Annotated in this window: 18 protein-coding genes; 9 read left to right on the top strand and 9 right to left on the bottom strand. The window is 68.4% G+C overall.

Going from position 1 to position 21,577, the window contains the following annotated elements:
* Window positions 1-30: 30 nt before the first annotated feature.
* From ACFPUZ_RS00870 to rimP, 5 genes are all read right to left on the bottom strand, one after another.
* Complete coding sequence (locus tag ACFPUZ_RS00870) at window positions 31-822, bottom strand: metallophosphoesterase family protein (protein WP_376998918.1); 792 nt, start codon at window positions 820-822, stop codon at window positions 31-33.
* A gap of 11 nt (window positions 823-833) precedes the next feature.
* Entirely contained in the window at window positions 834-3,620 is a 2,787-nt protein-coding gene (gene infB, locus ACFPUZ_RS00875) for a translation initiation factor IF-2 (RefSeq protein ID WP_376998920.1), read from the bottom strand.
* A 112-nt stretch (window positions 3,621-3,732) separates the two neighbouring features.
* On the bottom strand, window positions 3,733-4,062 hold the full coding sequence (locus ACFPUZ_RS00880; RefSeq protein ID WP_376998923.1) for a YlxR family protein: 330 nt from the start codon (window positions 4,060-4,062) through the stop codon (window positions 3,733-3,735).
* A gap of 97 nt (window positions 4,063-4,159) precedes the next feature.
* Window positions 4,160-5,152: a transcription termination factor NusA gene (gene nusA / locus ACFPUZ_RS00885; protein WP_376998926.1), complete on the bottom strand. Its 993-nt coding sequence runs from the start codon at window positions 5,150-5,152 to the stop codon at window positions 4,160-4,162.
* Complete coding sequence (rimP, locus tag ACFPUZ_RS00890) at window positions 5,149-5,703, bottom strand: ribosome maturation factor RimP (RefSeq protein WP_376998928.1); 555 nt, start codon at window positions 5,701-5,703, stop codon at window positions 5,149-5,151. The genes nusA and rimP overlap by 4 nt, the downstream gene beginning before the upstream one ends.
* Before the next feature lie 33 nt (window positions 5,704-5,736).
* On the opposite strand from rimP, the gene ACFPUZ_RS00895 reads away from it, so the two are divergent.
* Together ACFPUZ_RS00895 and ACFPUZ_RS00900 are read left to right on the top strand one after the other, a co-directional pair.
* On the top strand, window positions 5,737-6,414 hold the full coding sequence (locus ACFPUZ_RS00895) for a hypothetical protein (RefSeq protein ID WP_376998930.1): 678 nt from the start codon (window positions 5,737-5,739) through the stop codon (window positions 6,412-6,414).
* Window positions 6,415-6,452: 38 nt separating this feature from the next.
* A complete protein-coding gene (locus tag ACFPUZ_RS00900) occupies window positions 6,453-8,378 on the top strand; it encodes an MMPL family transporter (RefSeq protein ID WP_376998932.1) in 1,926 nt (641 codons plus the stop codon).
* A 117-nt stretch (window positions 8,379-8,495) separates the two neighbouring features.
* On the opposite strand, the gene ACFPUZ_RS00905 is transcribed toward ACFPUZ_RS00900, so the two are convergent.
* The gene (locus ACFPUZ_RS00905) at window positions 8,496-10,235 is read right to left on the bottom strand and encodes a proline--tRNA ligase (RefSeq protein WP_376998935.1); all 1,740 of its coding nucleotides are present in this window, start codon (window positions 10,233-10,235) and stop codon (window positions 8,496-8,498) included.
* A 32-nt stretch (window positions 10,236-10,267) separates the two neighbouring features.
* Between ACFPUZ_RS00905 and yaaA the strand changes: the two genes are divergently transcribed.
* From yaaA to ACFPUZ_RS00925, 4 genes are all read left to right on the top strand, one after another.
* The gene (gene yaaA, locus ACFPUZ_RS00910) at window positions 10,268-10,969 is read left to right on the top strand and encodes a peroxide stress protein YaaA (RefSeq protein WP_376998937.1); all 702 of its coding nucleotides are present in this window, start codon (window positions 10,268-10,270) and stop codon (window positions 10,967-10,969) included.
* Window positions 10,970-11,016: 47 nt separating this feature from the next.
* On the top strand, window positions 11,017-12,027 hold the full coding sequence (locus ACFPUZ_RS00915; RefSeq protein WP_376998939.1) for a S66 family peptidase: 1,011 nt from the start codon (window positions 11,017-11,019) through the stop codon (window positions 12,025-12,027).
* Between the two features lie 106 nt (window positions 12,028-12,133).
* Window positions 12,134-12,511, top strand: coding sequence for an excalibur calcium-binding domain-containing protein (locus ACFPUZ_RS00920; RefSeq protein WP_376998941.1), 378 nt, complete (start codon window positions 12,134-12,136; stop codon window positions 12,509-12,511).
* A gap of 148 nt (window positions 12,512-12,659) precedes the next feature.
* A complete protein-coding gene (locus tag ACFPUZ_RS00925) occupies window positions 12,660-13,760 on the top strand; it encodes an AAA family ATPase (protein WP_376998943.1) in 1,101 nt (366 codons plus the stop codon).
* On the opposite strand, the gene ACFPUZ_RS00930 is transcribed toward ACFPUZ_RS00925, so the two are convergent.
* Window positions 13,753-14,973 carry a multidrug effflux MFS transporter gene (locus ACFPUZ_RS00930; RefSeq protein ID WP_376998945.1) on the bottom strand — a complete coding sequence of 407 codons (1,221 nt, stop codon included), beginning with the start codon at window positions 14,971-14,973 and terminating at the stop codon, window positions 13,753-13,755. The two genes, ACFPUZ_RS00925 and ACFPUZ_RS00930, sit on opposite strands and share 8 nt — an antisense overlap.
* Before the next feature lie 78 nt (window positions 14,974-15,051).
* On the opposite strand from ACFPUZ_RS00930, the gene ACFPUZ_RS00935 reads away from it, so the two are divergent.
* Window positions 15,052-16,392: a protein adenylyltransferase SelO gene (locus ACFPUZ_RS00935; RefSeq protein WP_376998948.1), complete on the top strand. Its 1,341-nt coding sequence runs from the start codon at window positions 15,052-15,054 to the stop codon at window positions 16,390-16,392.
* 94 nt (window positions 16,393-16,486) lie between these two features.
* Here ACFPUZ_RS00935 and ACFPUZ_RS00940 read toward each other — a convergent pair whose 3' ends face one another.
* A complete protein-coding gene (locus ACFPUZ_RS00940; protein ID WP_376998950.1) occupies window positions 16,487-17,359 on the bottom strand; it encodes a VOC family protein in 873 nt (290 codons plus the stop codon).
* Between the two features lie 73 nt (window positions 17,360-17,432).
* Window positions 17,433-18,935, bottom strand: coding sequence for a malate dehydrogenase (quinone) (gene mqo, locus ACFPUZ_RS00945; RefSeq protein WP_376998952.1), 1,503 nt, complete (start codon window positions 18,933-18,935; stop codon window positions 17,433-17,435).
* A gap of 256 nt (window positions 18,936-19,191) precedes the next feature.
* On the opposite strand from mqo, the gene ACFPUZ_RS00950 reads away from it, so the two are divergent.
* Together ACFPUZ_RS00950 and mtr are read left to right on the top strand one after the other, a co-directional pair.
* Window positions 19,192-20,163 (top strand): alpha/beta hydrolase, encoded by a 972-nt coding sequence (locus tag ACFPUZ_RS00950; protein ID WP_376998954.1) that lies wholly within the window; start codon window positions 19,192-19,194, stop codon window positions 20,161-20,163.
* 18 nt (window positions 20,164-20,181) lie between these two features.
* Complete coding sequence (gene mtr / locus ACFPUZ_RS00955; protein WP_376998957.1) at window positions 20,182-21,576, top strand: mycothione reductase; 1,395 nt, start codon at window positions 20,182-20,184, stop codon at window positions 21,574-21,576.
* Window position 21,577: the final 1 nt, after the last annotated feature.

Below are 21,577 nucleotides of genomic sequence, written 5' to 3' on the forward strand. Positions count from 1 at the left end.
ACGGGGCTTCATTCTACCCGCCGGTAGCACTCAGGGAATGCGCAGCCCCGGCATCGGCCAGGCCCGCCGCGGCATGTGCACCTGCTCGAAGGGATAGCCCAGGGACACATCGACATGCGGCACTCCCTCGACCATGATCTCCTCGGGCATGTGCAGGTGCCCATGGACGACGCCGACGGCGCGGTAGTCCCGCGCGAAGGAACGCGTGAGGGTGGTGCCGCACCACAGCGCCATGTCGGGCTGCCGCAGGCGTCGGGTGGGTTCGACCGCCAGCGGCCAGTGGTTGACCAGGAGGGTGGGGCCGTCGACCGCCGTCAGTCGCTCCCGCGAGTAGGCGACGCGCTCCGCGCACCACTCCACCACATCCACATAGGGCGCGATGTAGAGCTCATCGTCGAGGGTGGCGCGGGCGGCGCGGGCGTCGATAAGCGCCTCGGCGGCGGAACGGCCCGCGGGCCGGAAGGAATAGTCGTAGAGGGTGAACAGCGGCGCGACGGTGACGTCGCCGAAGACCGGGTACGGGTCCTCGGGCGTATCGACGCCCACCTCACGCAGCAGATCAATCAGCCGCGCGTAGCGGGCGCGGCCCTGATAGCGGTCGCTGGGCCGGGCGAAAAGCTCGTGGTTGCCGGGACACCACACCACACGCGCAAAACGCCGCCGGAGACGGGCGAGGGTGTCGACGACAATGTCGATACTCTCAGCCACGTCTCCGGCGACGATGAGCCAGTCGCCCTCCTCCGCCGGGGCGAGGCGCTCGACGCGCTCGCGGTTGGCGGGGAAGGTGACGTGCAGGTCAGAGACCAGCCACAAGGTGCTCATGCACCCCGAGGTTAGTCGCGCGGGACCTCGACCATCTCGAAGACCTCGAGCTTGTCCCCGACCTCGATGTTCGGGTAGGACAGGACCATACCGCACTCGTAACCGGCGGTGACCTCGGTGACGTCGTCCTTCTCGCGTCGCAGGGACTCGATCTTGACGTTGTCGGCGATGACGCTGCCGTCGCGGACCAGGCGGCCCGAGGCGTTGCGGCGCACCTTGCCGGACTCGACCATACAACCGGCGATGAGACCGATGGCGGAGGCCTTGAAGATGGCGCGGATCTCGGCGGAACCGATCTCCTTCTCCTCGTAGATCGGCTTCAGCATGCCCTTGAGAGCAGCCTCGACCTCTTCGATGGCGCGGTAGATGACGGTGTAGTAGCGGATGTCCACACCCTCGGCGTTGGCCTCCTCGGTGGCCTTGCCCTCGGCGCGCACGTTGAAGGCGATGATGACGGCATCCGAGGCGGCAGCCAGCGAGACGTTGGTCTGCGTGACGGCACCGACACCACGGTCGATGATGTTGAGCTCGACCTCGTCCTCCATCTCGATCTTGAGGAGGGACTCCTCCAGGGCCTCCACCGAACCGGCGTTGTCGCCCTTGAGGATGAGGTTGAGGACGCTGGTCTCCTTGAGAACGGCATCCAGATCCTCGAGGGAGACGCGCTTGCGGGACTTCGCCTGCATGGCGGAACGCTTACGGGCGTCACGCTGCGCGGCGATCTGGCGGGCGACGCGGTCGTCCTCGACGACGAGCAGGTTGTCGCCGGCGCCGGGGACGCCGTTGAGGCCCTGCATCTGGACCGGACGGGACGGACCCGCCTCTTCCACGTCGTGGCCGTGCTCGTCGATCATGCGACGCACGCGACCGTAGGTGTCACCCACGACCACGGAGTCACCGACGCGGAGGGTACCGCGCTGGACCAGGACGGTGGCCACCGGGCCACGGCCGCGGTCGAGGTGGGCCTCGATGGCGACACCCTGGGCGTCCATGTCCGGGTTGGCGCGCAGATCCAGGGAGGCATCCGCGGTGAGCACGACGGCCTCGAGCAGCTCGTCGATGTTGATGTTGGCCTTGGCGGAGATGTCGACGAACATGGTGTCGCCGCCGTACTCCTCCGGCACCAGGCCGTACTCGGTGAGCTGGCCACGGATCTTGTCCGGGGAAGCCTCCGGCTTATCGATCTTGTTCACCGCCACGACGATCGGCACATCAGCGGCCTTCGCGTGGTTGATGGCCTCCACCGTCTGCGGCATGACGCCGTCATCCGCGGCGACGACCAGGATCGCGATGTCCGTGGACTTGGCACCACGGGCACGCATGGCCGTGAAGGCCTCGTGACCCGGGGTGTCCAGGAAGGTGATCTTCCGCTCGCGGTCCTCGATGAATCGCTTGGTCTGGTAGGCACCGATGCCCTGGGTGATGCCACCGGCCTCACCGGCACCGACATCAGCCTTACGGATGGTGTCGAGCAGTCGGGTCTTACCGTGGTCGACGTGACCCATGACGGTGACCACGGGCGGGCGCTTGGCCAGCTCGTCCTCGCCGCCCTCGTCCTCACCGAACTGCAGGTCGAAGGACTGCAGGAGCTCGCGGTCCTCGTCCTCCGGGGAGACGACCTCAACCTGGTAGTTGATCTCCGCACCGAGCAGCTGGAGGGTCTCCTCCGGCACTGCTGCGGTGGCGGTGATCATCTCACCGAGGTTGAACAGGGCCTGCACCAGGGCTGCCGGATCCGCACCGATCTTCTCGGCGAAGTCGGACAGGGAGGCGCCACGGCGCAGACGCACGGTCGAGCCGCCGCCGTCGGGCAGGCGAACGCCACCGATGACGTTCGGGGCCTGCATGGCCTCGTACTCGGAGCGCTTCTGACGCTTCGACTTACGACCCCGACGCGGGGCGCCACCCGGACGTCCGAAGGCACCCGCGGTGCCACCGCGACGTCCGCCGCCGCGGAAACCGCCGCCTGCGGCGCCGCCACCGGTACCCGGGCCACCCGGGCCCCGGCCACCGGCTCCACCGCGACCGCGACCACCGGGGCCGGCCGCCTTCTGCGGCATCTGGCCCGGGGTCGGAGCCTGGGAGGTGGGCATGTTGGCCGGCGAGGGACGACGACCGCCGCCCTGTGCCGGACGGTCGGAACCGCCCTGGCCCTGACCCTGCGGACGGGGACCACCGGGGCCACCCTGACCACGGCCACCGGGGCGAGGTCCACCCTGCCCGCGGCCGCCACCCGGACGGGGTGCCGGACGGTCTCCACCACCGGTGGAGAAGGGGTTGTTGGCTACGCGCGGGCGACCACCCGGACGCGGCATGGGGCGCGGCATGGCGTTGGCGCCCGGCTTCGGGGCACCGCCCGGCTTGGGGGCGCCACCCGGCTTCGGGGCCGCCGCGGCGTCCGGAGTCGGGGCCTGGGCGGCCTCCGGCTTGGGAGCAGCAGCGGGCTTCGGGGCCGGCGCCGCAGCGGCCGGCTTGGGGGCGGCGGCCGGCTTCGGAGCCGCAGCAGCGGGCTTCGGGGCCGGCGCCGGGGCAGCCGGCTTCGGGGCGGCTGCGGGCTTGGGCGCCGGGCCCGGCTTCGGGCCGGGTCGCGGGGCACCTGCGGACGGCTGGGCTGCGGATGCGCCGCTGCCGCCGTCCTTCTTCTCGTAAAGGGCCTCCATCTTGCGCACCACCGGCGGTTCGACGGTGGACGAGGCGGTCTTCACGAACTCACCCTGCTCCTTGAGCGTGGCGAGCAGTTCCTTGCTGGTTACGCCGAGCTTCTTGGCGAGCTCATGTACGCGTAGCTTTCCGGGCACTTTTCTCCTCTGGATAGTTCCTAGAGATCGAGTGTCAAGCCCCGGAAAGGGAACTCGACCTCTAGATGATGTCTGTGACGGTCATCGCTGATGCTTCATCGTGCTGTGCTCATCAGTGTTCGGTCTTCCTTACAATGTCGGGTCCGGCAGCGTGTGCTGCGAGGTACGTACGCACGTGACCTGTGTCCAGGCTTGTCCCGGACACTCGGAACGCCCGCCCGAAGGCGCGACGCTGTTCCGCCAGCTCGAGTGCTTCGATATTCGGTGTGATCCATGCTCCCCGTCCGGGGCGCGAACGCTCCGGGTCCGCCAGGAGGCGGGAGGGATCGGTGGGATCAATAACCACCCGGAGCAGCTCGGTATCGGGCTTGCGTTCGCGGGTGGCAAGGCAGGTACGCACGCGGATCTCGCGGGGTGCGCGGGGTGCGCGGGTCTGCGTCATTCGTCTCCTACCCAGGTGGTGAACATCATCGGCACGTGGGCCACCAGATAGTTTACCCCAAAGTCACCTGAAATTGAACTCCCTGCTGCCGGTGGCCTCAGTTGATGTCGGAGTGAATGTCGATCTTCCATCCGGTCAGGCGCGCGGCGAGGCGGGCGTTCTGGCCCTCGCGGCCGATCGCCAGCGAGAGCTGGTAGTCCGGCACGGTGACCTTCGCGGTCTGGGCCTCGGCGTCGGTGATCTCGACGTTGACCACCTTGGAGGGGGCGAGCGCATTACCGACGTAGGTGGCCGGGTCCTCCGACCAGTCGATGATGTCGATCTTCTCGCCGCCGAGCTCCGTCATGATGTTAGTCACGCGCTGGCCGCGGGGGCCGATGCAGGCGCCCTTGGCGTTGAGCCCCTTCACCTTGCCGGTGACGGAGACCTTGGAGCGGTGGCCGGCCTCGCGGGCGATGCCGAGGATCTCGACGGAACCGTCGGCCACCTCGGGGATCTCCAGCTCGAAGAGGCCACGGACCAGTTCGGGGTGGGTGCGCGAGAGGTTGACCTGGACGTTGCTGGGACCCTTGTTCACGCCGACGATGTAGGCCTTCACCCGGTCGCCGTGCTCCAGCTTCTCGCCGGGGATCTGCTCGGCGGGCAGGAGGATGCCGTCCTGCGGATCGGTCTCGGTGCCCAGCTGGACGATGACGATGCCGCGGGAGTTCGCCAGCTCGTCCTTCTGCACGACACCGGAGACGACGCGCCCCTCGAAGGACTGGTACTCGTCGAAGAGGCGGACGTTCTCGGCCTCGCGGAGGCGCTTGACGATGGCGTCGCGCACCGCGCCGGCCGCGATGCGGGCGAAGTTGTCCGGGGTGTCGTCGGACTCGGAGAGGACCTCCCCGGCGTCGTCAAGCTCGGTGAGGATGACCGACACGGAGCCGGTGGCCTTGTCGATGTCCACGCGCGCCCGGGTCTCCTCTTCCTCGCCGCGGTACTCGCGGTAGGCGTGGATGAGGGCGCCGCCGATCGTCTGGAGCATGTCATCCACCGGGATGCCCTTGTCCTTCTCGATGGTGGTCAGCGCAGCCATGTCGATATTCACTTGTTGTCCTCCTGCCAGGTCAGCGCCTGGTCGTAGTCAAGTCCGGTCAGCTCGGTCTCGGCCGCCGGGGGATTCGAGAATTCAATTTCTACCACCGCGCGGGCGTTTTCCGAAAACTCCAGCACCCGCAGTTCGCGGTCCTTCTTCACGGTGCGCACGAGGACCACCGCGTTCTCCTCCGGGGCCAGCGCCCCGACGCGCCACGTCGACTTCTGCCCCTCCTCGAGCAGTTCGACGAGGCGGCCGCGGTTGCGACGCCAGTGGCGGGGAGCGGTGAGCGGCGCATCGACGCCCGGGGTGGAGACCTCCAGCGTGTACCCGGCGCCGAGGTTGACCTCGCCGCGCTCCTCGGCGGAATCGAGCAGCGTCGAGACTTCCTGGGAGACCTGCTCCAGGAGGTCGAGGTCGGGGCGAACATCGGAATCCACGAAGATGCCGATCACCGATTTCCGCCCCGCGCGCGTCACCTTCACACCCTCGATGTCGAGGCCACACGCGTCGGTGACCGGGGTGATGAGGCTGATCAGTTCTGCTTCTCCGGGAAATGCCATGCCGTTCAGCCTATCGCGGGTAGGGTGTCCGCTGTGAAACGTCGCCTCCTGTCTCTGCTGCTTCTCCCCCTGCTGGCCTCCTGCTCCGTGGAGATGCTCGGGCCCCGGCCGAACGGCGAGCTGGTGGCACTGGCGGATCAGGCCCACGCCACGGACCGCGCGGACGATGCCGCGGAGCTCGAGGCCGAGATCGCCCGCCTGTGCGGCACGCATGCCGACGGTTCCGTCCCTACCTCCTGCAGCTACACGGTGACGCCGGTGGAGCCCGCGGACGCCTTCGCGGTGACCGTCGACGCCGTCGACGAGGTCCCCGCCGCCTCCCGCGACCTCCTCGCCCGCCAGGCCGTGGCGCTCGCCTCCGGGGAGGCCGACCCCGTCACGTTGTCGGAGGCCGCGGCCACCCAGGCCCGCGCGCTTCTCGACGCCGAGTACGCCCACCTCCACGGACTCGAGGTGGCGCAGGCCTTTCATGACGTCCCCGCCCCGCTTATCGACGCCAGCGAGCACCGCATCCACGCCCTCCGCGAGCTTCTCGCACCGTCGGGGGACGTGCCCGTGGCGGCCCCGGGCTATGCGGTCTCCGGGGATCTGCAGCCCGCTGACGAGGGCTTTGTCGCCGCACTGGAATCCGCGCGGGAGGCGCGCTGGCTGCGCGCGGTCAGCGACGCGCAGGACGACGCGTGGCGCGCGTGGGTGGCGCGCACCACCTAAGTTACCGACACAGTGTTGGCATCTGTATTCTCGGACAGGTGAGTACCTCCACCGCCCGAGCCTTCCGCTGGCTCGCCCTCCTTCTCATTGCCCTCGCCGGTGCCGCGATGTCCTTCGGATCCGCCGCGACACCCACCGACCCCACCGCCATGGCGCCCGACGACGTCGACTCCACCGCGGTCGCGCGCCTCCTGCAGGAACGCCCCGGAGATAACGGCGGCGCTGCGCTGGTCCTGTTCAGCAGCGACGACCCCCTCGACCTCGCCGCCCTCGCGCCGCGCGCCGCCGAACTGGGCGGCCCCCTCATCCCCAACGACGATATGACGGCCGCCCTCGTCCCCGTCGAGGTCCACTCCACGGGCCTGACGGACAATGTCGACAAGATCACCGAGCTGCGCGCCGCCGCCTCCGCCGACCTCCCCGCGGGCGTCACGGCCCAAGTCACCGGCCCCGCCGCCATCGAGGGGGACCTTTCCGGCGTCTTCTCCGGCGCCAACCTCATGCTGCTCGCCGTAACCGGCATCATCGTCGCAGTGCTGCTCATCGTCACCTACCGCTCCCCCGTCCTGTGGATCCTGCCGCTGCTGGTCATCGGCATCGCCGACCGCGTCGCAAACACCACCTACACCTGGGCCCTCGACGCCCTGGGAGCCGTGTGGAACGAATCCACCGCCGGCATCCTCTCCGTCCTCGTCTTCGGTGCGGGCACCAACTACGCCCTGCTGCTCATCTCCCGCTACCGCGATGAGCTGCACCGCCACGAAGACCGCTTCGCAGCGATGGCCCGCGCCTGGGGCCCCACCGTGAAGACGATCTTCGCGTCCGCCGTCACCGTCATCCTCGGCGTCGCCTGCCTCCTGCTCTCCGCCGTGCCCACCACCCGTGGTCTGGGCCTGGCCTCGATGTTCGGTATCGGCATCGCCTTCCTCTTCGCCACCCTCGTCCTACCCGGCGTGCTGCTCTTCTTCGGCCGCTGGATCTTCTGGCCCCGCATCCCGCGCGAGGGCACCGAAATCCGGCACCACTTCTGGGACCGCGTCGGCGGGCTGGTCCGTTCGCGCCCCGCGCTGGTGAGCATCGTCGCCGTAATGTTGCTCGGCATCGCCTGCCTGGGCGCCCTGCAGATCCGCACCGGCCTGACCCAGGCGGAGCAGTTCATCGACACCCCCGAATCCATCACCGCCGCCGAACTCCTCGAGGAGAAGTTCCCGGAGCAGAACGCCACCCCGGCGATCGTCGCCACCCGGGAGGCGCCGCGCGTGACCGCGGTCCTGGAGGAGTCCGGGGCGAGCGTCACCCCGCAGGAACCCGCCGGCGGGTGGGAGATCCTGCAGGTCAGCGGCGGAACCACCGAGGAGCTGCGGCAGACCCTCGACGGCACCGACGCCCTCGTCGGCGGCCAGGAGGCCGAGCTGCACGACACCGAGAAGTCCGCAGCTGCGGACCGCACCCTCATCTTCCCGGTCATCCTGCTCGTCCTGCTGTTCGCCCTGATGATCCTGCTGCGCTCCGTCCTCGCGCCGCTCATCATGACCGCCACCGTGCTGTTCACCAATGTCGCGGCGCTCGGCCTCGGCTGGTGGATCTCCACCGGCATCCTCGGGTTCTCCAGCTTCGACGCCCTCACGCCGCTCTACTCTTTCGTCTTCCTCGTGGCGCTGGGTATCGACTACTCCATCTTCCTCATCACCCGCGCCCGCGAGGAGGCCCGCGAGGTGGGCACCAAGGAGGGCGTCCTGCGCTCACTGTCCGCCACCGGTGGCGTCATCACCTCCGCCGGCATCCTGCTGGCCGCCGTGTTCGCCGCCCTGGGAGTGCTGCCGCTGGTGGTGCTGGCGCAGGTGGGCATCGTCATCTTCATCGGCGTGCTGCTGGACACGCTCGTGGTGCGCACCATCCTCATCCCGGCGCTCGTGCAGCTGCTCGGCGAGAAGTTCTGGTGGCCGGGCCGGGTTCGTCCCTGACGCCGGGTCGTCATTCCTGACGTGACTGCGGTCACATTCAAGATCTGACCAGGGCATATAAATTGCGCGCACTCGTATTTGTCGACAAATACGAGTGCGCGTCATTTTATGTTTCGGCTAGCCGCGGACCAGCCCGACGATCTTCGCCACGGCCTCATCAGCCGGGACAGCGTGGGTCTCGCCGTCGCGCAGACGCAGCTCGATGAGCCCCTCCGCGAAGGAACGGCCGAGGATGAGCGCGAAAGGCATGCCCAACAGCTCGACGTCCTTGAACTTCACGCCGGGTGACACCTTGGGGCGGTCGTCGAAAAGCACCTCGATGCCCGCGGCGTCGAGCTCCGCGGCCAGCCGCTCGCCGGCCTGCAGCGCGGCGTCGTCCTTGTTCGCCACGACCACGTGCACCTGGAAGGGCGCCACCTCGAGGGGCCAGTTGAGGCCCTTGTCGTCGTGACGCTGCTCGGCGAGCACGGCCATGAGGCGGGAGACACCGATGCCGTAGGAACCCATCGTCGGCACCGCGCGCTTGCCGTTCTCGTCGAGGATCTGCACGTCGAAGGCCTCGGTGTACTTGCGTCCGAGCTGGAAGATGTGGCCGATCTCGATGCCGCGCTCCAGCGTCAGGGTGCCCTGCCCGTCCGGAGCGGGGTCGCCTTCGCGGATCTCGGCGGCCTCGATGTAGCCGTCGACGAAGAAGTCACGGCCGGCGACGAGGCCGATGACGTGGCGGTTGGGGGCGTCGGCACCCGTGATCCACGCGGTGCCCGGCACGACGCGCGGGTCGGCGAGCACGCGCACGCCGTTGGCGGCCAGCCCGCGCGGGCCGACATAGCCCTTGACCAGGAAGGGGTTCTTCTTGAAGTCCACCTCCTCCGCCATGGCGACCTCCGCCGGCTCCAGCGAGGCCTCGAGGCGCTTCATGTCCACCTCGCGGTCGCCCGGGACGAGCACGCCGAGCAGCTCCGGCTCCTGCCCCGGCTCGGTGACCTTGACCACGACGCACTTGAGCGTGTCCGCAGCCTCTGCCTCGACGCCCTCGGAGCGCGCCCACTCCACCAGGGTGGCGATGGTCTCCGCATCCGGCGTCTCGTACTCCTGCGCTTCCGGCTGACCCTCGATCGGCTTCTCGACGCCCGGCTGCGTCACCACCGCCTCCACATTCGCGGCGTAATCACCGTCGGTGGCGCGGACGAAGGTGTCCTCGCCGTTGGGGGAGATCGCCAGGAACTCCTCGGACGCCGACCCGCCCATCGCACCGGAGGTGGCCTGGCAGATGGCGTAGGAGACCCCGAGGCGGTCGAAGATCGCCTGGTAGGCGCGGCGATGCGCCTGATAGGACTCCTCGAGGCCGGTGTCGGACATGTCGAAGGAGTAGGAGTCCTTCATCACGAATTCGCGCCCGCGGAGGATGCCCGCGCGCGGCCGCTCCTCGTCGCGGTACTTCGTCTGGATCTGGTACAGCGTCACCGGGAAATCCTTGTACGACGAGTACAGGTCCTTCACCGTCGAGGTGAACATCTCCTCGTGCGTCGGACCGAGGAGCATGTCATTGTCCTTGCGGTCCTTGAGGCGGAAGAGGTGCTCGCCGTACTCGGTCCAGCGGTTGGTCTTCTCGTAGGGCTCGCGCGGGAGCAGCGCCGGGAAGAGCAGCTCCTGGCCACCGATGGCGTTCATCTCCTCGCGCACGACGTCCTCGATCTTGCGCAGCGTGCGCAGACCCAGCGGCAGCCAGGAGTACACACCGGGGGCGGCACGGCGGATGTAGCCGGCGCGGACGAGCAGCTTGTGGCTGGGCACCTCGGCATCAGCCGGGTCTTCGCGCAGTGTGCGAAGGAACAGCGAGGACAGACGTGTGATCATGGTGCCAAACATTACCCGCTACCCTTGTCCGCATGCTGATCGTGCTCCCTCCTTCCGAAACCAAGGCCCCCGGCGGCTCCGGCCCCGCGCTTGACCTGGAGGGACTGAGCTTTCCGGCACTCACCCCCGTGCGTTCCGCGCTCATCGACGACCTCTCTGCGCTGGACCTGCCCGAGGCGCTGACGGTGCTCAAGATCTCCGCGCGCCTTACCGCCGAGGCGGAGGCGAACCTCGAGCTGCGCACCTCGCCGACCATGCCCGCCCTGCACCGCTACACGGGCGTGCTTTTCGACGCCCTCTCCGCCTCCACCCTGCCCCCGCACGCCTGGGAGCGCCTCGCCGTCGGCTCCGCCCTCTTCGGCGTCGTCCGGGCGGGTGATCTCATCCCCCGCTACCGCTTCTCCGGCGGCACGCGGCTGCCCGACTCCCCCACGCTGCGGGCCCGCTGGGGCTCGTCGATCACCGAAACCCTCTCGGAGGAGGGTTTCGTCGTCGACCTGCGCTCCGGCACCTACCAGCAGCTCGGCCGCGTGCCCGGCGCGGTGACCGTGCGTGTGGAGAAGGACGGCAAGGTGGTCAGCCACTTCAACAAGCACTACAAGGGCGAACTGGCGCGGGTCCTGGCCAGTTCACCGGTGGCGGCGGCCTCTGCTGCGGATGTCGTGGAGATCGCCCGGGAGGCGGGACTCAACATCGCACCGAGCTCCGGGAGTGAGTTGAAGCTGGTGGTGTGAGCGGCGTTTTCTGGATTTACGCCAGCCTAAGTGGTGTAGTTGAAGGCATGGGTGTTGAAGCTGACATAAGGAAGGTGGCCGTCCTCTCCCCGTCGAAGGCGGCTCCCGCGCTCGGACCGGAGGTCCACGAGCAGGCCATGACTCGCCTGCGTGAGGAGTTCGGCCTCGAGCCCGTCGAGTACCCCACCACCCGCGAATTCGAGTCCTACCCCGAGGACCGCGCGCGCGACATCATGGCGGCGTTCACGGACCCGGCGATCGAGGCCATCTTCACCACACTCGGTGGCGACGACCAGGTCACCGTCATCCCCTTCCTCGACCCGGACGTCATCGCCGCGCACCCGAAACCCTTCTTCGGCTACAGCGACAACAGCAACATCCTCAACCTCCTGCACAGCCTGGGCATCCGCGCCTTCCACGGCGGCAACACCCAGGTCCAGATCGGGGCCGGCCCGCGTATCGACGACATCACCGCCACCTCACTGCGCGCCGCCCTGTCCGGCAGCGGCATCCTGGAGATCACCGACCCCGGAGAATCCGAGGACCACGGCATCCTCTGGTCCGATCCCCTGGCCCTTGAGGTCAACGGCCTGCGCGAATCGACGAAGCCCTGGCGGTGGGCGGGTCCCGCCCGGCGCGTGACGGGTCGCACCTGGGGTGGCTGCTTCGAGGTGATCACGCAGATGTCGCTGGCCGACCGCATCCCCCAGGCCGCGGATCTCGAGGGCGCCATCCTCATGCTCGAGGCTTCCCAGCGGCTGACCAACACCCACGGGATCATGGAGATCGTCCGCGCCCTCGGCGAGGCCGACATCCTCGCCGCCGCCCGGGGCGTCATGGTGGCCCGTCCCCCGTCACGCAGCCTCTTCCTCGCCGAGTACCGCGACCGGGAGGAGCAGTACGACGCCGTCATCGAGCAGGTCACCCTGTACAACCCGGAGGCGGTCGTCGTGTGCGGCGTCCCCTTCGGCCACACCCGCCCGCAGTGGATCCTCCCCTACGGCGGCGAGGTCACGCTTGACGGTGAGCAGCAGCGGATCTGGGCCGACTACAGCTGAGGCCCCGCTTCAGGGGTGGTTTATATATGGCTTGACTCACATAGCGAGACATTGTTGCTGGTGAGCGGGATACTCCGAGGGTCCGATCTCTTGACCAAGGAAACCTATGCGCCTGCGCCTTCTCCTCGTGCTCTCCGCCCCTCTGCTCCTCAGCGCCTGTGGTGGCGCGGCCCAGAGCACACCCGCCCCTGTGACGGAGACGGTGGTCAGCACCGTCACCACGACCTCCGTTGTCACGAGCACTGAAACCGTCACGGCCGAACCTCCCGTGCCGGAGCCCGCGCCGGAGCCCGCGCCGGTAGAGGCGAACGTGAATACAGTGCCGCAGGGCTTCGCTTCTCTTCCGGAGCCTGCACCGGCCGCGTCGGGGCCGTTCCGGAACTGTGCCGCAGCGCGGGCTGCCGGGGCTGCCCCGGTGTATGCGGGCCAGCCCGGTTACGGCAGCCACCTGGACCGCGACGGCGACGGTGTCGGCTGCGAGTAACCGCGTGTTCTGACGTACCCCGATCTTTCCTGCCTTTTCGCAAATCCGCAGGTCCCTGGCACCCCTGCGCAGGCAGAAGAGTACGCGAGAATGCGACCGCGGGACTCTGCCCCTGGGAAGTATCAAAGTATCAACTACCCTGGTGCACATGAGAAACCCCTTCCGCCCCACCTTCGGCGCCAGCCCCTACCACTGGGCCGGCCGTTCGGTCGTGCTCGAGGAGTTCGCGCGGAGCCTGGACGGCTACCCGGGCGAGCCCTCGCGGAGCCTGGTCATCGACGGGGCCCGCGGTATCGGCAAAACGGTACTGCTCACAGAGCTCGAGGACATCGCCGCACAACACGGCTGGATCGTGCTGCGCGCAACGGGACGCGGGAACTCCGTTCGCACTCTCATCGACACCACCATCCCGGCGAAGATCGCCGAACTCGACCCACCGGCCGGGCGAACGGTGACGGCGGTGCAGGTCAGCGGGTTCCGGGTGGACACCGAGCTACTCGACGTCGCCGATCCCGTCCCCACCCTCGGCACCCGGATGCGGGATCTGCTGGGACTGCTGCGCGGCACGGGCGTGCTCATCACGGTCGACGAGGTGCAGGACGCCGACCCGGACAACCTCTCCGACATCGCCGTCACCCACCAGGACCTCATCCGCGACGAGCATCACGTGGCGCTCGCCATGGCGGGCCTCACGCACGGGATCAACCGCCTGCTCGACCTACCGGGCACCACCTTCCTCCGGCGTGCGCGCCGCTTCGAGCTCGGCCCCCTCACCGACGAGGATGCCCGCGCCATTCTGCTGGCCACCGCAGCAGAGAGCAAGCCTTTCGATGACGACGCCGCCGACCTGGCCGTCGATATCGCCCGCGGCTACCCGTACCTGGTGCAGCTCATCGGCTACCTGGCATGGAATCGGGCGGGTGACGGCATCACCCGCGCTGACGTCGAGGCTGTGCGGGAAGAAACGATCCGCACCATGGGATCGCAGGTCCACGCCCCCTCCCTCAAGGGAGTCCCGCCGGCGCAGATGGCCTACCTGCGGGCCATGGCCGATATCGGCGGGGAAGAAGTCTCCAGCTCGGAGGTGGCCGAGCGCATCGGCAAGAAGCCGAACGAGGCCACCGACACCCGGGGCAAACTGCTGGACCGGGGCCTCATCGAGGCGCCGGCGTGGGGAAAGGTGTCCTTCACGCTCCCCTACCTGGGGGAGTTCCTGCGGAGCGACAACCGAAGCACCCGGATCAGCTAGCAGCCTGCTCACGGCGCCGCACCGCGGCACCCCCGTGGACGCCCAGTGCCGCGACCACGGCCGTGGCCACCATGACCGCCGCCATCGCCACCGGCTGCGACAGGCCCGCCGCTGCGGCCAGCCCCACCAGCGGGGAGAGCACGCCAGCCATGACGAACTGGCCGGAGCCCATGAACGCCGACGCGGACCCGGTGACGTTGCCCGCCCGGGAAATCGCCAAAGCGGAATTGTTGGCGAAATTGACGCCCATCGACGCGACGACGACGAAGAGTCCGACGAGGATGAACCAGCGGTGGGCGTCGAGAAGCGCGGCCGCGAGCAGGAAGAGCGTGGCGGCGACGAGGACACCGTTGCCGATGCGGGCCAGCGTGAGCGGCCCGACCTTCTTGACGATCCGCGCGTTGGTCAGCGCCACCACGAACATGCCGAAGGTGTTGGTGGCGAAGATGAGCGCGTACTGCACCGGGGTGAAGCCGTAGTGCTCCTGCAGGATGAACGGCGAGGCGGCGACGTAGGCGAACATCGTGGAGAAGGAGAAGATGAAACCGAGGGTGAAGCCGACGTAGGCGCGATCCCGCAGCAGGCCACCCATGGCGGAGAACAGCGGCCGGAGACCACCAGTGGTGCGCATTTCTGCAGGCTGGGTCTCCGGGATCCACCTCGCGACCAGCAGCACGCCGACGATGTTGAGTCCGAAAAGCACCCAGAACACGCCACGCCAGCCGACGGAGTTGACCACCAGCCCGCCGACGATGGGCCCGATGACGGGCGCCGCACCACCGAGCAGCATGAGGAGGGAGAACACGCGCGCCAGTTCGGGCCCCTTGGCCAGATCCCCGGCGACGGCGCGTGCCAGGACGACCGCCATGCCGGCGGCCAGACCCATGACGAAGCGGGCGGCGAACATCACCCACGCGGCCGGTGCCAGCGCGGAGGCGGCGGTGGCGACGACGAGCAGCACGGTGCCGGCGAGGAAGAGACGGCGGCGGCCGCGGGCGTCGGAAAGCGGGCCGGTGACCAGCTGGCCGATGGCCATGCCGGCGAGGAAGAAGGTGAGCGTGAGCTGTGCGCCGGCCTGAGTGAGGCCGAGGTCGCGGCCGAGCTGCGGCAGGCCGGACAGGTACATGTTGACCGACAGCGGCTCGACCGCCGAAATGAAGGCGAGGACGCCGAGGATGACGGGCGGGATGAGCGCCTTCTTCTCAACAGTCATGGTGGTCACCATAGTTACTCCGATTTTTAATGACAATGATTTTTGGTTACCTGTCAACAATATCATACCCCTCCCGGTATGCCATTCCGTACCCTGGGCGACATGCACCTCGACCACAGCTACGCCGACGCCTTCCCCGAGCTCGTCCACGCCGCCCACGCCGAGGAGCAGCCCGACCCGCAGCTGGTGGTACTCAACGAGCCCCTCGCCCGCGAGCTCGGTCTCGACCCCGCGTGGCTGCGCTCCGCAGACGGCATCCAGTTCCTCCTCGGCCGCGGCGGCAACCGCACCGTCGCGATGGGCTACGCCGGACACCAGTTCGGCCAGCTCTCCCCGCGCCTCGGCGACGGGCGCGCGCTGCTGCTCGGCGAGATCGACGGACGCGACCTCCACGCCAAGGGCACCGGCCCCACCGTCTACTCCCGGGGCGGTGACGGCCGCGGCGCGCTCGGCCCCATGCTCCGCGAATACCTCGTCTCCGAGGCGATGCACGCCCTCGGGGTGCCCACCACCCGGGCGCTGGCCGTCATCGCCACCGGGCGGAAGATCATGCGCACCGGCACGGTCCCGGGCGCCGTGCTGGTGCGCTCGGCCGCCAGTCACCTGCGCATCGGGACCGTGCAGTACACGCGCCTCATCAGCACGGACATGGAGCTGACCGAGCGGCTGTGCACCTACGCGCGCGAGCGCCACTACCCAGGGCTGAGCTCGCACGAGGAATTCTTCGCGGCGGTGATGGACGCGCAGATCGCCACCGTCTCACAGTGGATGCGCCTGGGATTCATCCACGGAGTGATGAATACCGACAACACCACCCTGTCCGGCGAGACCATCGACTACGGCCCCTGTGCCTTCCTCGACCGCTTCGACCCGGCGACGTTCTTCTCCTCCATCGACACCCACGGGCGCTACGCCTTCCGCAACCAGCCCGCCATTCTGGGCTGGAACCTCGCCCGCCTGGCGGAGGCCATGGTCCCGCTCATCGAGGTCGACACCGCCCAGGAACTCATGAACTCCTTCCCCGCCCGCTGGGAGCAGGCGCAGGCCACACAACTGGCCCGCGCGCTGGGCACCGACGACCCGGACATCGGCCGCCGCTGGCTCGAGCATCTGGAGACCAACGCCCCCGACCTCACGGAGAGCCACCGCCTGCTCAACGACGATCCCGATGCGATCTCCGACCCGCAGTGGGTCGCCGACTGGCGGGCACTCCACCCGCAGCCCATGGAGCACCCCTTCCACATCCCGCGCAACCATCTGCTCGACTCGGCACTACGCGCGGCGGAAGCCGGGGACCTGGCGGAGTTCCACGCGCTGCTCGCCGTGGTCACCGACCCCTTCAACGATCACGGCGTGGAGTTCCGCGGCCCGGCCCCGGAGGGCTTCGACGACATGTTCCGCACCTTCTGCGGAACCTAGGGCCCGGTAGTAACGGTTCGTGTCAGTCCTCCCGGCGGCGCTGACGACCCGGGACAACGCCGGCCACTCCCGGGCTCACACGAATGGTTACTACTCAGAAGTCATCGATGACGAGCTTCTTCATCTCCAGCAGATTCTGGTACGCGCCCGGGCGCTCCATGAGCTCGGCGATGTTGTCCGGCACGATCTGCCAGCTGACCCCGTAGCGGTCCTGCATCCACCCGCACTGCTCGGCCTCGGGCACCGCCGAGAGCCCGGCCCAGAAGAGGTCGATCTCCTGCTGGCCGTGCGCGTTGACCTGCAGCGACAGGCCGGGGGTGAAGGTGAAGGGCTGCTCCACCGCCGAGTCCATCGCGGTGAGCCACTCCCCGAAGAGCTGGAATTCGGAGAACATGACGCCCCCGGAGTCCGGGGAGGTCACCCGCGTCCCCACCCGCGCGCCGGGGAACAACGCGACGTAGTCGTTGACGGCCTCGCGCGCCTGGCCCTGCGCCGGGCCGCAGAACATGAGGTTGGGGATGATGAAGGGCCGCGGCTCCCCCGCCGGGTCGGTGAGCATGAGCTGCCAGTTGACGCCGAAGCGGTCCGCCACCCAGCCGTAGTGCTCGGAGAAGTCGTAGGAACCCAGCGGCATGAGGACGATGCCGCCGTCGCTGAGCTTCTCCCACAGGCGGTCGAGCTCGCCGCGGGCATCGGACATGCGGGAGGGGTCGAAGTTGACGAAGAAGCTGATCGCGGGGGTGGGGCCGAACTCCGGGCCGCCGTTGATGAGGGTGAGGCGGTAGCCGTCGATGAGAACGTCGACGGTGAGGGTCTCCCCTGCGCGGTCGGCCTGGAAGTCCGGCAGGTCGGTGGTGGGGTAGGTGACGCGGGTGTCGATGACCGCGGACGGGAAGGCGTCGGCGTAGAACTCGGCGGCGTCGTCGGCGTTCCGGTCGAACCAGATGTTGGGCACGATGCGTTGCATGGGCCCAGTCTACGGCCGTGAATCGCCGAAGGGCCACGACGCACCAGCGCCGCGGCCCCCACAGGGAAGAGTGCTACTTCTCCAGCTTGAGCGTCTTCTGGGTGTACTCCCAGAGCTCATTGAACATCTTCTCGTCGTCGGCCAGCTTGGTGCCGTAGGACGGGATCATCTCGTAGAGCTTCGGGCCCCAGTCGATCATGCGCTCACCGAAGCAGCGCTCGATGAGCTCGAGCATCGCGGCGGGGGCGATGGAGGCGCCCGGGGAGGCACCCAGCAGGCCGGCGATGGAGCCGTCGATGCTGTTGATGAGGGTGGTGCCGAACTCCAGGGAACCGAAACGCGGGGCGGCGGTCGGCTTGATCACCTGGACGCGCTGACCGGCGACGACGGTCTCCCAGTCCTCGGCGCGCGCGGAGGGGACGTAGTCCCGCAGGTCAACGAGGCGCTTCTCGAAGTCCTTGGCCACCTCGGAGACGAGGTACTTGGTCAGGGCGAACTCCTGCACGGCGACGCCGAGGTAGGACGGGATGTTGTCCAGGCGGATCGACTTGAACAGGTCGAGGTAGGAACCCTCCTTGAGGAACTTCGGGGTCCAGCCACCGTAGGGGCCGAAGAGCAGGCCCTTCTTGCCGTCGATGACGCGGGTGTCCAGGTGCGGGACGGACATCGGCGGGGCACCGACCTTGGCCTTGCCGTAGACCTTGGCGTCGTGCTGGTCGATCAGTTCCTCGTTGGTGCAGCGCAGCCACAGGCCGGAGACCGGGAAACCGGCGTAGCCGTTGACCTCGGGGACGCCCGCCTTGCGCAGCAGGTCGAGGGCGTAGCCGCCGGCGCCGACGAAGATGAACTTGGCCTTGACCACGGAGGTGTCACCCGTGTGGACGTTCTTGACGGTGATCTTCCACTTGGCACCGTCCTTCTTGATGTTCTTCACCTCGTGGCCGTAGCGGATCTCCGTGCCGGAGGCCTCGGCGGCGGTGAGGAACTGCTTGGTCAGGGCGCCGAAGTTGACGTCGGTGCCGATGTCGGTGCCGGAGTAGGCGACCTTCTCGGCGCCGAAGTCACGGTCCTTGGACATGACGGGGAGGCGCTCGGCGAACTTGGCGTCGTCCTCGACCCACTCCATGCCCGGGAAGAGGATGTTGTCCTTGAGTGCCTCGTGGCGGCGCTTGAGGTAGTCGACCTGATCGTCACCCTGGGCGAAGGCCAGGTGGGCGACCGGGTTGATCCACTCCTTGGGGTCGGCCAGCACGCCGTGATCGATCTGGTGGGACCAGAACTGGCGGGAGACCTGGAACTTCTCGTTGATGCCGATGGCCTTGGAGACGTCGATGCGGCCCTTGACCTCGGGGGTGTAGTTCAGCTCGCAGAGAGCGGAGTGGCCGGTACCGGCGTTGTTCCACGGGGAGGAGGACTCGAGTGCGGGTCCGTCCAGGCGCTCGAAGATCATCTGGGACCAGCTGGGCTCGAGCTCACGGATCATCGCACCCAGGGTGGCGCTCATGACACCGGCGCCGACGAGGGCGACATCGACCTCGTCAGTGACCTGGGGGGCGTTCTTGTTGTCGGTGGACACCTTGCATTACCTCATTCGTCGTCGAAGGTTCTGGCCGTGATGGCCCGCGCCGGGTGGCGGCAACTCCCGGCGGGCAGGACAATTCCGGGTGCGGCCTCTCCGTCCTCGGCGGATAGCCCGCTGCCCTTGTCCGGTAAACATCAACCTTACGCCCTACGTTCGCGGGGGTGTGACGAAGCCCGGTAAAACGTGAACGTGCCGGTGTCCGCCACTCCCCCCGCTGCCTGCCCCCGTGTCCCGTAATAGGGTGGTGGGCATGAGTGTCGCCGATATCTCCGACTGGTACCCGGATCTGCTCGGGCCTGGGTTCTCCGCCCTGGACATCCATCTGGGCCCCGACCCGGAGGGGGAGGCGGACATCGTCGCCACCCTGGTGCGTTTCGGCACCCCGCAGCCGGAGCGGACCTCCCTGCTGTGGGTGCACGGGATGACCGACTATTTCTTCCACGCGCACGTGGCGCGGGCGGTCGTCGAGGCGGGCTACAACTTCTACGCCCTGGATCTGCGCAAGTGCGGCCGTTCCCGCCGTGCGGGCCAGCGCTGGCACTACTCGACCGATTTCCGACACTACTTCCCGGAGCTGACGGCTGCGATCGATATCATCGGCACCCCGGTGGTCCCCGTCGCCCACTCCACGGGCGGGCTCATCGTGCCGCTGTGGGCGGATCATCTGCGGCGCCATGACTCCGCCCGCCATGCCCGGCTGGCGGGGATCGTGCTCAACTCCCCGTGGCTGGACATGATGTACCCGCCGGCGGCGGTGGCGGCGATACGCCCGGTCGCCGCTGTTCTCGGGCGGCTGCTGCCGGGGGTGCCCATCCCGGGCGGCAATCTGGGCACCTACGGCATGTCCATTCACCGGGAGCACCACGGCGACTGGGATTTCAACGTCGAGTTCAAGCCGGTGGGCGGCCACCACAAGTACCTCGGTTGGCTGCGGGAGGTGCTGCGCGCCCAGCGCCTGGTGCACCTCGACCGCATCGACGTCGGGGTGCCGGTACTCACGTTGTGTTCGGCGGCCTCGCTGCTGGGACGCGGTTTCTGCGAGGATTCGCACTGCCATGACACGGTGCTGGACACCGAGCAGATCCAGCGCTGGGCGCCTCACCTGGGAAGCGATGTCACGGTGCATCCCCTCCCCCACGCCCGCCACGATGTCTTCCTCTCGCGCCCCGAGCCGCTGGCGGAGGCCCTCGCCGCGACCGTCGCGTGGGTGGGTCGGGGGTAGACTCGGCTGCCGGTATCCATGAGTGACGGAGGAGACGACGTGAACGTCGATAAGCATTATGACCTGATCATCATCGGCACGGGCTCGGGGAATTCCCTTCCGGGGCCGGAGTTCGACGACCGGTCGATCGCGATCGTGGAGGAGGGCACCTTCGGCGGCACCTGCCTCAATGTCGGATGCATCCCGACGAAGATGTTCGTCTACCCGGCCGACATCGCCCTGGCCGCCCGCGAGTCGGGCCCCCTGGGGCTGAGCGCGCAGGTCTACCGCGTCGACTGGCCCGCCATGGTCTCCCGCATCTTCGACGAGCGCATCGACCTCATCGCCCAGGGCGGCGAGGCTTATCGACGCGGCCCGGAGACCCCCAACATCGACGTCTACGACCAGCACGCCCGCTTCGTCGGCGAGCGCACCCTGCAGGTCGGCGACCAGGTGATCTCCGGCGATCAGGTGGTCATCGCGGCGGGCTCGCGCCCGATGATCCCGGCGCAGATCGCCGAATCCGGCGTCCGCTACTACACCAACGAGGACATCATGCGGCTCGAGCAGCAGCCGCAGTCCATCATCATCGTCGGTGGCGGCTTCATCGCCCTGGAGTTCGCGCACATCTTCGAGTCGCTGGGCACGAAGGTGCACATCGTCAGCCGTTCCGCGCTCATGCGCCTCCTCGACGCCGACCTCTGCTCCCGCGTCAACGAGCAGGCCGCCAAGCGTTTCGACGTCCGCGTCGGCCGCACCGTCGCCTCCCTCGAGGACGACACCCGCGGCATCACCGCCACGCTTGACGACGGCGCCGAGATCACCGCCGACGCCCTCCTCGTCGCCACCGGACGCATCCCCAACGGCGACCGGATGGACCTCGAGCGCGGCGGCATCGAGATGACCGACGACGGCCGCGTCGCGCTCGACGAGTACGGCCGCTCCGTCTCCGCCCCGGGCGTGTGGGCGCTCGGCGACGTCTCCTCCCCCTTCATGCTCAAGCACGTGGCCAACGCCGAGATGCGCGCCGTGCGCCACAACCTGCTGCACCCCGATGACCTGCAGAAGATGCCGCACCAGCACGTCCCATCGGCGGTGTTCACCAACCCGCAGATCGCCACGGTCGGCATGACCGAACGCGCGGCGCGGGCCGCCGGCCACAACGTCACGGTGAAAATCCAGAACTACGGCGACGTCGCCTACGGCTGGGCCATGGAGGATGCGACGGGCATCTGCAAGCTCATCGCGGACCGCGACACGGGCAAGCTGCTCGGCGCCCACTACTACGGGCCGCAGGCCTCCACGCTCATCCAGCAGATGATCACCGTCATGGCCTTCGACCTCGACGTCCGCGAGGTGGCCACCAAGCAGTACTGGATCCACCCGGCGCTTCCGGAGGTCACCGAGAACGCGCTGCTCGGCCTGGAGTTCTAGG

This window comes from Corynebacterium nasicanis (genome assembly GCF_042658165.1).
GTDB lineage: Bacteria > Actinomycetota > Actinomycetes > Mycobacteriales > Mycobacteriaceae > Corynebacterium > Corynebacterium nasicanis.

Coding starts and splice junctions, on each gene's coding strand:
- ACFPUZ_RS00870 (WP_376998918.1), bottom strand. CDS start 822: ATGAGCACCTTGTGGCTGGTCTCTGACCTGCACGTCACCTTCCCCGCC.
- ACFPUZ_RS00950 (WP_376998954.1), top strand. CDS start 19,192: ATGAGTGTCGCCGATATCTCCGACTGGTACCCGGATCTGCTCGGGCCT.
- ACFPUZ_RS00940 (WP_376998950.1), bottom strand. CDS start 17,359: ATGCAACGCATCGTGCCCAACATCTGGTTCGACCGGAACGCCGACGAC.
- ACFPUZ_RS00905 (WP_376998935.1), bottom strand. CDS start 10,235: ATGATCACACGTCTGTCCTCGCTGTTCCTTCGCACACTGCGCGAAGAC.
- yaaA (WP_376998937.1), top strand. CDS start 10,268: ATGCTGATCGTGCTCCCTCCTTCCGAAACCAAGGCCCCCGGCGGCTCC.
- rimP (WP_376998928.1), bottom strand. CDS start 5,703: ATGGCATTTCCCGGAGAAGCAGAACTGATCAGCCTCATCACCCCGGTC.
- mtr (WP_376998957.1), top strand. CDS start 20,182: ATGAGTGACGGAGGAGACGACGTGAACGTCGATAAGCATTATGACCTG.
- ACFPUZ_RS00925 (WP_376998943.1), top strand. CDS start 12,660: ATGAGAAACCCCTTCCGCCCCACCTTCGGCGCCAGCCCCTACCACTGG.
- ACFPUZ_RS00880 (WP_376998923.1), bottom strand. CDS start 4,062: ATGACGCAGACCCGCGCACCCCGCGCACCCCGCGAGATCCGCGTGCGT.
- ACFPUZ_RS00915 (WP_376998939.1), top strand. CDS start 11,017: ATGGGTGTTGAAGCTGACATAAGGAAGGTGGCCGTCCTCTCCCCGTCG.
- ACFPUZ_RS00935 (WP_376998948.1), top strand. CDS start 15,052: ATGCCATTCCGTACCCTGGGCGACATGCACCTCGACCACAGCTACGCC.
- ACFPUZ_RS00930 (WP_376998945.1), bottom strand. CDS start 14,973: ATGACTGTTGAGAAGAAGGCGCTCATCCCGCCCGTCATCCTCGGCGTC.
- ACFPUZ_RS00920 (WP_376998941.1), top strand. CDS start 12,134: ATGCGCCTGCGCCTTCTCCTCGTGCTCTCCGCCCCTCTGCTCCTCAGC.